Here is a 10,143-nt window from a genome sequence, read left to right as displayed (position 1 = left end):
ACTTCCACTTCGCTGCGCACCAGGTTGCCGTCCTTGTCGACCACGTACTTGATCACGATGACGGAACGCAGCAAGGCTTGCGGACGTTCGATGTGGACCTTGGTCGAGTTGACCTGGGAAATCCGCCGCGCCAGATCCTCCTTGTACGCGTCCAGCGAGTTGGCGGTGGAGGTGCCGTCGGGCGTGGTGTTCACCTGTTCGATGATTTCCTTGGCGGTGGCGTCGCGGTTGGCCTGGGTGTCGGGCTTTTGCGACGAACAGGCCGACAGCAGCGCGGCGCTGATGCTCATCAGTGCTGCGGCGGTTTTCATCGTTGACTTGTTCAAGGCGTAATCCATGGCAAGGGAAAAGATCGGAATCGTCATTAGACCATACTGATTGGACCACGCCGCCATACCGGTACGTTCCCGCTATTTTCCGGACACATGCCGATCAGGTTTTCGGGCAGAGAAGCTTGCCCGACGGCAGCGGATTCATTGCCGGGAACACATCATCCATAACCTCAACCTATGGATGAAATCCATTCCATATATAACGCCGCAACTGTCATCCAGCGGTCATATTAGCTACGTAATATCCGCTCACTTTCTGGCCGAACCCGGCATATCCTGACGAAAGAGCGCGATGCTTACTCCCTTGTCCGTCACTGCCCCCGCATCTGCATCTGCACCTGAATCCACTGCCGCCGCCGAAGCGATCTCTCCGACCTCCGCGACCTCCCTGTCGGTCCGCAATATCCGCAAACGCTTCGGCGCCTTTACCGCGCTCGACAACGTCTCGCTCGACGTGCGCCAAGGCGAAATGGTCTGCCTGCTCGGCCCTTCCGGCTGCGGCAAGACCACCCTGCTGCGCACCATCGCAGGCCTGGAGAAACAGGACGACGGCGCCATCCACGCCCACGGCACGGACATCTCGCACCTGCCGCCGCAATCGCGCGACTACGGCATCCTGTTCCAGTCCTATGCGCTGTTCCCCAATCTGACGGTGGCGCAGAACGTCGCCTACGGGCTCAATGCGCGCCGCCTGTCGCGCGCGCAAATGCAACAGCGCGTGGCCGGGATGCTGGACATGATCGGGCTGTCCGGCAGCGACAAGAAGTATCCCGGCCAGCTCTCCGGCGGCCAGCAGCAGCGCGTGGCGCGCGCGCGCGCGCTGGCGCCCTCGCCTTCGCTGTTGCTGCTCGACGAGCCGCTGTCGGCGCTGGACGCGCAGGTGCGTGAACACTTGCAACTGGAGATCCGCCGCCTGCAAAAACAATTCAACATCACCACGCTGATGGTCACGCATGACCAGGAAGAAGCGATGGTCATGTCGGACCGCATCGCCATCATGCAGCACGGCCGCATCGAACAATTCGACACGCCCGACCGCATCTACCGCCATCCGGCCACCCCCTTCGTCGCCGACTTCATCGGCCAGGCCAACTGGCTGCCGTTCCAGCGCCTGTCGCCGCATCAGGTCAGTGTCGGCGCGCTCACGCTGACGGTCGACGAGGCGCCGCGCCAGCACATGGGCAACAATGACAGCGGTCGCCTGTTCTGCCGTCCGGAAGCGGTCGACGTGCTGCCTGCCACCGATGCATCGAACCGGTTTTCGGCGCGTGTGGTCGACCAGATCTATCTCGGCGACCGCTATCGCATGATGCTGGAGCTCGACGAATTGCCGGGCCGGCGCCTCATGGCCGACGTCGCCAACGACGTGCGCGCGCGCCTGCCGGACGTCTCCGCCCAGCGCATGTGGATCGCCTTGCCGCAGCACTCGCTGCACTTGTTTGCCTGAGCCCGGCATGAACACCTCCGTCCAGGCATCGTCGCTCGCTGTCACCCCGGCCTCCGCACCCAGGCCGGCATCGACCTTCGATCGCGACGCGGCGACCGCGAACGGCCTGAAGTATTTCCTGCTGCTCTTGCTGGTGCTGGCGCTGGCCCTGCCGCTGGTGGCCGTGCTCGGCCAGGCGCTACTCGACCATAGCGGTGCCTGGGCCGGTCTGGCGCCGTGGAGCAAGCTGGTCGCCAATCCCAACTTCTTCCCGATGGCGGCGCGCAGCGTGGGCGTGTCGGCTGCGACCGCCTTGCTGGTGGTGCCGCTGGCCTACCTGTTCGCCTACGGCCTGCAACGCACGCTGGTGCCGTTCAAGGGCCTGTGGCGCGCGATCGCGCTGCTGCCGCTGCTGGCGCCTTCACTGCTGCCCGGCATTGCGCTGATCTACCTGTTCGGCAACCAGGGACTGTTCAAGGAATGGATGAATGGCAGCATTTACGGCTTCTGGGGCATCTTGCTGGGCGAGGCGTTCTACACCTTCCCGCATGCGCTGATGATCCTGTTGTCGGCGCTGTCGCTGGCCGATGCGCGCCTGTACGACGCTGCGTCGGCAATGGGCGCCGGCAGCTGGAAAACCTTCCGCACGGTGACGCTGCCGGCCACGCGCTACGGCATCTTCGGCGCTTTCTGCCTGGTGTTCACGCTGGCGATCACCGACTTCGGCGTGCCGAAAATCGTCGGCGGCGCTTTCAGCGTGCTGGCAGTGGAGGCCTACAAGGCCGTGGTCGGGCAGCAGCAGTTCGACCGCGGCGCACTGATCGGCTTGTTGTTGCTGATCCCGGCATTGCTGACCTTCTGCATCGACGGCTGGCTGCAGAAACGCCAACGCGCCCAGATGAGCAGTCGCGCCGAAGTGCTGACGCCGCGTCGCCAGTGGCGCCGCGATGCGGTCTATACCTTGATCCTGCTGGCGATCAGCGCGGCCTTGCTGCTGATGATCGCCGTGGCGGTCGGCGCATCGCTGGTCAAGCTGTGGCCCTACAACCTCAAGCTGACGCTGATGCACTACGACTTCGACAACATGGACGGCGGCGGCTGGCTGGCCTACTGGAACAGCCTGCGCCTGGCCATCGGCACCAGCATCGTCGGCACGATCGTGATCTTCACCGGCGCCTGGCTGATGGAAAAAACGCGCAGCAACCGCCTGCTCGACAACGCATTGCGCTTCCTCAGCTTCCTGCCGATGGCGGTGCCGGGGCTGGTGCTGGGCCTGGGCTTCGTGTTCTTCTTCAATCATCCGGCCAATCCGCTGAACTTCCTGTACGGCAGCATGGCGATCCTGATCCTATGCTCGGTCATGCACTTCTACACCACCGCGCATCTGACCGCCGTCACCGCGCTCAAGCAGATCGATCCCGAATTCGAAGCCGCCTCGGCCTCGCTCAAGGCGCCGCTGCTGCGTACTTACCTGCGCATCACCGTGCCGCTGTGCCTGCCGGCCGTGCTGGAAATCTTCCGCTACCTGTTCGTGTCGTCGATGACAACGGTGTCGGCGGTGATCTTCCTCTACAGCCCCAACACCGTGCTGGCCGCGATCGCCGTGCTGAACATGGACGACGCCGGCGACGTCGGCCCGGCCGCGGCGATGTCCACGCTGATCCTGCTGACCTCGATTGCCGTCTCGCTGCTGATGCATTGGGGCCTGGGCTATTGGGTGCGTCGCGCGCAGGCCTGGCGCAGCGCCGGGAAGAAACATTGATTCATTCGTTCGTCGTTTTACTTTTCCACCACAAGAAAGCAACCATGAAACCTACAACCATTCTGAAACTGCTTGCTTCCGTACTGGGTGCAGGCGCCCTGCTGTCCGCGCATGCAGCGACCACGCTGACCGTCTACACCGCGCTTGAGGCGGACCAGATCAAGGCCTATCAAGCCGAGTTCGAAAAGAGCAATCCGGACATCGAAATCAAATGGGTGCGCGATTCCACCGGCATCGTCACCGCCAAGCTGCTGGCTGAAAAGGCCAATCCGAAAGCGGACGTGATCTGGGGCCTGGCTGCTTCCAGCCTGGCGATCCTCGACAAGGAAGGCATGCTGACGCCTTACGCGCCGAAGAACCTGCCGGCGATCGAAGCCAAATACCGCAGCCCGGCCAATCCGCCGGCATGGGTTGGCATGGACGTGTGGGGTTCGGCGATCTGCTTCAACACCGTCGAAGCGCAAAAGCAAGGTCTGCCGAAGCCGACTTCGTGGGCCGACCTGACCAAGCCTATCTACGCCGGCAAGATCGTGATGCCGCATCCGGCCTCTTCCGGCACCGGCTACCTCGACGTCACGGCATGGATCCAGATGATGGGCGAAGACAAGGCATGGGCCTACATGGACGCGCTGCACAAGAACATCGGCCAGTACACCCACTCCGGCTCCAAGCCATGCAAGCAAGCCGCCACCGGCGAATTCCCGATCGGCATCGCGTTTGAATACCGCGCCGTGAAGACCAAGAAGGAAGGCGCACCGATCGACATCATCCTGCCGTCGGAAGGCCTGGGCTGGGACCTGGAAGCGACCGCCATCGTCAAGGGCACCAGGAACCTCGACGCCGCCAAGCGCCTGGCCGACTTCTCCGCCAGCAAGGACGCCATGATGCAATACGAAAAGAACTTCGCCGTGCTGGCCGTGCCGGGCATCGCCAAGCCTGATCCGCTGCTGCCTGCAGATTATGAAAAGCGCCTGACCAAGAACGACTTCGTCTGGACCAGCAGCAACCGCGACCGCATCCTGACCGAGTGGAGCAAGCGTTACGAAAGCAAGGCTGAAAAGAAGCAATAAGCAGCAATAAGCAACACCGTGTAGACATGCCGCCCGTCGCCATCCAAAGCGCGGGCGGCGCTGAACAGAAGAACGTGGAGCATCGGATGGGCAACACCAATAAAGATCATATCGACGTCGCCGTCGTCGGCGCCGGCATACTCGGACTGGCGCACGCCTTTGCGGCGGTCAAGCGCGGCCTGCGCGTGGTCGTGTTCGAACGCAGCTCGACGCCAATCGGCGCCTCGATCCGCAATTTCGGCATGGGCCTGGTCACCGGCCAGCCGCCGGGCGTCATGCTCGGCCTCGCCAAACAGAGCCGAGCACTGTGGCTGCACCTGGCGCAGCGCGCCAACTTCAGCGCACGTGAAGCCGGCACCCTGCTATTCGCCCGTACTGCCGCCGAACATGCGGTACTCGAAGAATTCATGATCGTGCGTGCGCGCCAGCACGGCTACGATGCCTCGCTGCTGGAAGGCGCACAGCTCGACGCCCTGTACGGCGGCCGTTTCCGCCATCATCGTTCGGCCCTGCACGGCACCCAGGATCTGCAGCTGTATTCGCGCGAGGCGGTACCGGCGCTGGTCTGCTACCTGCAATCGCAGGGCGTGCAATTCCATTTCAACACGCTGGTCAGGGAAGCGCGCGACGGTCATCTGTCGACTACCGCCGGCGAGTTTCGCGCGGAGCGCACCATCGTCTGTTCCGGCCACGATTACCAGACGCTGTTCGCCGACAAGCTCGGTGAAATGAATCTCAAGGTCTGCCGCCTGCAGATGCTGCGCGCGGCGCCGCAAGAGCGCTTGCCGCTGACGCATGCGGTCCTGACCGGTTTGTCGTGCACGCATTACGGCGCCTTCTCCGACCTGCCGAGCGCGGCCGGCGTGCATGCTGAAATCGAAGCGCAGTATCCGGTGCTGAACCGCCACGGCATCCATCTGCTGGTCAGCCCGACGCCGTATCAGGAACTGATCATCGGCGACTCGCACTACTACGGCGTCGATGCGCCGCCGTTCAATAACGAAGAGATCGATCAGCTCATGATCGGTCTGGCGGAAGAGACGCTGGGCGTGAAACTGAACGTGCTGGAACGCTGGCAAGGCGTCTACGGCAGCAAGGGACCGGGACCGTTCTCGGCTACGCCAATCGACGGCAAGACCACGGTGGTGCTGATGCACACCGGCATCGGCATGAGCGTGGGCCTGGCGCTGGGCGAGCGTGTGATCGGCGCCCTGCTGGACGGCGCGAAGTTGCCGGAACCGGCGGTCGACAAGAACTGACGCTCCGGGCGCATACCGTCGTCCCGGCATGCGTCCGGGCGACGGCAATCCGATATCAACTACTCGCGCGCCAAACCCTCCGTGTGCAGCCATTTGCCCTTGCGGCACAAGTCATCGGTCACATCCAGCACCAGCCGTTCTACCGCCGCCGCCGCATTGGTCAGCGGTATGTTCTTCGACGCGCACAAGGCCAGCGTACGCGCCATGCGTTCACCGCTGATGGGGAGCGCGACCATGTCGCCGCGTTCGATTTCGGACAGCAAGGGCGCCACCGGCAGGATGGTGGCGCCGATGTCGGCGAGGATGGCCGACTTCAGGATCGCTACCGAGTTGATCTCGATCACGTTGGCTAGCGACATGCCCTGTGAGCGCACGATGTTTTCAATGCGCGGCCGCACGCCGTGCTGCAGGCCGGGCAGGATCAGCGGCGCCTTGATGGCCTGCGCCAGCGTGACCGATTTCTTCTTGCCGGCGCCGTATTGTGAATCGGCGCGCGTGATGTACATCATCTCCTCTTCCACCATCGGCGTGCTGGCGAACGGCGACAGCTGGCCGTCGTCGAACAGCACCGCCAGGTTGATGCGGCCCGACTTGAGCTGGACGATCAGGTTGCCGGTCAGCTCTTCGGTAAGCAGCAAGGTGATTTCCGGATAGGTGGCGCGAATGGCGGTCAGCAGCGGCAACGCCAGCGCGCCCGAGACGCTTTGCGGAATGCCCAGCGCCACGGTGCCGGACGGCTTGTCATTGGATTGCGCCACCGCCGATTTGGCGTCGATGACCTGCTTGAGGATGGCCTGCGCGTGTTCGTAGAAGGTCTTGCCGGCGTCGGTGGCGATCACGCCTTGCGCGGAACGATGCAGCAGTTGCGCTTCGAGTTCTTCTTCCAGTTGACGGACCTGCTGCGTCAGCGCCGGCTGGGCGATGTGCAGCACGCGCGCCGCCCGTGACAGCGAGCCGTGATCGACGATGGCGACGAAATATCTGAGTTGGCGTAATTCCATGCAACGGATCCGATTCAGTTGTTATTTTCAAGTTGTTATCTTTGATTACAAGCCGGGACGGCTATTGAACATGCGGCTGCGCGCATTTTCGATATGTCCGCGCATGGCCCGGCGCGCGCCTTCCGCGTCCTGCCGCTTGATCAGCTCGAAGATGTTGCGATGCTCGTCCATGGCGTCCTGGGTGCGCTTCCAGGGCTGGATGTGCATCAGGTGGCGCAGCATGTTGACGGCGTGGCTGACGTCGTATTCCAGCGTCTTCAACACCTGCACGAAACGCAGGTTGGCGGTCGCCGTGGCGATCGCCTCGTGAAAGGCGAAATCGAAATGGTGGGCGATGCCGCCGACTGCGTTGGCCTCTTCAAAACCGGTCAGCAATTCGTCCATCCTGGTCAGGTCGGCGGTGCTGCGGCGCAGGGCCGCCATGTAGGCGCATTCAGGCTCGACCACCATGCGCAATTCAAGGCCGTTCATGATGTGGCCGATGCGCTCGGACGGTTCCGCAGTGGCCGGCTTGCCGGCGACGCCCGGGCTGTCCATGACGTAAGTGCCGGAGCCGCGCCGCGATTCGACCAACTGGTCTTCGCGCAGCCGGTCGAGGGCCTGGCGCACGATGGGCCGCGAGACGTCGAACAGCGTGGCCAGGTCGTTTTCCGACGGCAGGCGGCTGCCCACGCTGATCTTGCCTTCGACGATGGCGTGGAACAGGTTTTCGTAGACGCGTTCGGCAAAGCGCTCCTGGCGCACCGGACCGAGTCCGGCCGCGGCCAGCGCGAGCGCGTCGGTGGATAGTTGCGTGCGGATGCTGACGACTTTGGCGTCCGGCTTTTCCGGCTTTCCCTGCAGCTGGTCGTTTGGCGATTTCGGCATGGCTGGTCTCCAATGGCGATTTTCTGATGATTGCGCATGGTAGCGTATTTGCGCCGCAGCCATAAGCCCTCCTTATGGGCCTTCTGCTGTATTGTCCCTTGCCGATAAGTAGTAATATCAATTGACATCTTTTGACGATCAACTTACATTGATCCCAGACGAGGCAGCGGCGGTATCTTCCGACCGGCTGCCCATAAAACAAAAACGACAGGAGACAGACGGTCCGGCCCGATGGCTGCGACGGTGATATCTTTTGCCGTCCATTGTTTATCGAAGCCAATCATGAATAAGCCTTGCATTCAGCCTAGCCAGCCCTATCTCGAACAGTTTTCACTCACGGGAAAGACCGTACTCGTCACCGGCGCAGCGCGCGACATCGGCCTGGAAATCGCCCGCGCCATGGCGGGCAGCGGCGCCCACGTGATTCTCGGCGGCCGCAACCCGGGGACCTTGGCAAGCGCCGTGCAAAGCCTGACGGCGCAAGGCTTGTCGGCCGGCGCCCTCGCCTTCGACGTCACCGACAGAGCCGCCGTCAAGGACGCCTTCGCCCGCATCGCCAAAGAACATGGCGGCCTCGACGTACTGGTCAACAATGCCGGCGTGCGCAACCGCAAGCCGCTGCTCGAATTCAGCGACGACGATATCGTCGCCATGCTGGAGACCAACCTGGTCGCCGGTTACACGCTGTCGCGCGAAGCAGCACGCCTGATGGTGCCGAACAAGCGCGGCCGCCTGATTACCGTGACCTCCATTGCCGGCCAGATCGCGCGCTCGGGCGACGCCGTCTACACCGGCGCCAAGGCAGGTCTCACCGGCATGATGCGCGCACTCGCGGCCGAATACGGCCCGCTGGGCATCACCAGCAACGCAATTGCCCCCGGCGGTGTGGCCACCGAAGCCAATGCCGCCTCGATCGCCGATCCAAAAATCAACGCCCATTTCGCCACGCGCACGCCGCTGGGACGCTGGGCGCAGCCGGCTGAAATCGCCGGCGCCGCCGTGTTCCTCGCTTCCAACGCCGCCTCCTACGTCAATGGTCACGTTTTGTACGTGGATGGCGGCATGTCGATTGCCATGTAAATCAAAGGACTTTGAAACCATGAAACAGCACTTCATCGCCAACCGCTGGGTCGCGCCCACCTCGGGCGAAAGCATCCCCGTCCTCGATCCCTCCGACGGCCAGCCCTTCGACGCCATCGCACGCGGCAACGCCACCGACATCGACCAGGCCGTGAGGGCCGCCCGGCTTGCCTATGAGGGCGCCTGGGGCAGGCTTTCCGCCGCCGAGCGCAGCCGCTTGCTGATGAAGCTGGCCTACAAGCTCCAGGATCACCAGGAAGAACTGGCCCAGCTGGAAGGCCGCGACTGCGGCAAGCCCATGAAGCAGGCCCGCGCCGACGCCGCCGCCATCGTGCGCTACTTCGAGTTCTACGCCGGCGCTGCCGACAAGCTGCATGGCGACACCATCCCCTACCAGGCCGGCTACACGGTCCTGACCCTGCGCGAACCGCATGGCGTGACCGGCCATATCGTGCCCTGGAACTACCCGATGCAGATCTTCGGGCGCTGCGTGGGCGGCGCCCTGGCCGCCGGCAATACCTGCGTGGTCAAGCCGGCCGAGGATGCCTGCCTGTCCATCCTGCGGGTGGCCGAGCTGGCCGCCGAAGTCGGTTTCCCCGAGGGCGCACTCAACATCGTGACCGGCTATGGCCACGAGGCGGGTGACCTGCTGGTCAAGCATCCCGATGTCAACCACATCTCCTTCACCGGTTCGCCCAATGTCGGCAAGCTGGTGGTGCGCGCCGCCGCCGAGCATCACACGCCGGTGACGCTGGAGCTGGGCGGCAAGTCGCCGCAGATCGTCTTCGAGGACGCCGACATGGAGGCCATGTTGCCAGTGGTGGTCAACGCCATCGTGCAGAACGCTGGCCAGACCTGTTCGGCCGGCAGCCGCCTGCTGGTGCAGCGCGGGGCCTATGAACAGGTGCTGGAGCGGCTCTCGGGATTGTTCTCGCAGTTGCAGGTCGGGTCTTCGCAGATGGACCTGGATTGTGGTCCGCTGATCCGCAAGACCCAGCAGGAACGCGTGGCCGGCTTCCTCTCGGATGCGCAGCGCGATGGCATCGCACTGGCGGCACAGGGCAAGATCGCCGCCGGCGTGCCGACTGGCGGCTTCTACCAGGCGCCGACCTTGCTGCGCGACGTGCCGATTCAACACCGTCTGGCGCAGGAAGAAGTGTTCGGTCCGGTGCTGGCGGCCATGCCGTTTGAAGACGAAGCCGATGCCATCCGCCTCGCCAATGGCACCGATTTCGGCCTGGTCGCAAGCGTCTGGACGCGCGACGGCGGACGCCAGTTCCGCCTGGCGCGGGCAATCCGCAGCGGCCAGGTCTTCATCAACAACTATGGCGCCGGCGGCGGCGTTC

General features: G+C 63.6%; 9 protein-coding genes and 1 pseudogene. 6 read left to right on the top strand and 4 right to left on the bottom strand.

All coding sequences use genetic code 11. The features are described 5' to 3' along the window. Positions 1-311: pseudogene (locus HLUSI_RS29325) on the bottom strand (hypothetical protein); the annotation flags it as partial. A gap of 313 nt (positions 312-624) precedes the next feature. Between HLUSI_RS29325 and HLUSI_RS0117675 the strand changes: the two are divergent. From HLUSI_RS0117675 to HLUSI_RS0117660, 4 genes are all read left to right on the top strand, one after another. After that, positions 625-1,779 (top strand): putative 2-aminoethylphosphonate ABC transporter ATP-binding protein, encoded by a 1,155-nt coding sequence (locus HLUSI_RS0117675; RefSeq protein WP_083830981.1) that lies wholly within the window; start codon positions 625-627, stop codon positions 1,777-1,779. 7 nt (positions 1,780-1,786) lie between these two features. Beyond that, a complete protein-coding gene (locus HLUSI_RS0117670; protein WP_016835222.1) occupies positions 1,787-3,520 on the top strand; it encodes a putative 2-aminoethylphosphonate ABC transporter permease subunit in 1,734 nt (577 codons plus the stop codon). 44 nt (positions 3,521-3,564) lie between these two features. Further along, positions 3,565-4,590, top strand: coding sequence for a putative 2-aminoethylphosphonate ABC transporter substrate-binding protein (locus HLUSI_RS0117665; RefSeq protein WP_029363705.1), 1,026 nt, complete (start codon positions 3,565-3,567; stop codon positions 4,588-4,590). A gap of 86 nt (positions 4,591-4,676) precedes the next feature. Continuing rightward, complete coding sequence (locus HLUSI_RS0117660; RefSeq protein WP_029363704.1) at positions 4,677-5,849, top strand: TIGR03364 family FAD-dependent oxidoreductase; 1,173 nt, start codon at positions 4,677-4,679, stop codon at positions 5,847-5,849. Between the two features lie 59 nt (positions 5,850-5,908). Here the strand turns inward: HLUSI_RS0117660 and HLUSI_RS0117655 are convergent, their stop codons facing one another. The 3 genes from HLUSI_RS0117655 to HLUSI_RS32820 all read right to left on the bottom strand — a co-directional run bounded on the left by HLUSI_RS0117655 (position 5,909) and on the right by HLUSI_RS32820 (position 8,001). Beyond that, entirely contained in the window at positions 5,909-6,850 is a 942-nt protein-coding gene (locus tag HLUSI_RS0117655; protein WP_016835219.1) for a LysR substrate-binding domain-containing protein, read from the bottom strand. Positions 6,851-6,895: 45 nt separating this feature from the next. Further along, a complete protein-coding gene (locus tag HLUSI_RS0117650) occupies positions 6,896-7,717 on the bottom strand; it encodes a FadR/GntR family transcriptional regulator (RefSeq protein ID WP_016835218.1) in 822 nt (273 codons plus the stop codon). A gap of 143 nt (positions 7,718-7,860) precedes the next feature. Further along, on the bottom strand, positions 7,861-8,001 hold the full coding sequence (locus HLUSI_RS32820) for a hypothetical protein (protein WP_157137899.1): 141 nt from the start codon (positions 7,999-8,001) through the stop codon (positions 7,861-7,863). Between HLUSI_RS32820 and HLUSI_RS0117645 the strand changes: the two genes are divergently transcribed. Together HLUSI_RS0117645 and HLUSI_RS0117640 are read left to right on the top strand one after the other, a co-directional pair. Then, positions 8,000-8,797: an SDR family oxidoreductase gene (locus tag HLUSI_RS0117645; RefSeq protein WP_016835217.1), complete on the top strand. Its 798-nt coding sequence runs from the start codon at positions 8,000-8,002 to the stop codon at positions 8,795-8,797. The two genes, HLUSI_RS32820 and HLUSI_RS0117645, sit on opposite strands and share 2 nt — an antisense overlap. 19 nt (positions 8,798-8,816) lie before the next feature. Beyond that, on the top strand, positions 8,817-10,143 hold a 1,327-nt coding region (locus HLUSI_RS0117640; protein WP_016835216.1), incomplete at its 3' end, for an aldehyde dehydrogenase family protein.

Source organism: Herbaspirillum lusitanum P6-12 (assembly GCF_000256565.1).
Classification (GTDB): domain Bacteria; phylum Pseudomonadota; class Gammaproteobacteria; order Burkholderiales; family Burkholderiaceae_D; genus Herbaspirillum; species Herbaspirillum lusitanum.
Note: the sequence above shows the minus strand (reverse complement) of the source record. Positions and strands in the feature narration are given on the sequence as shown.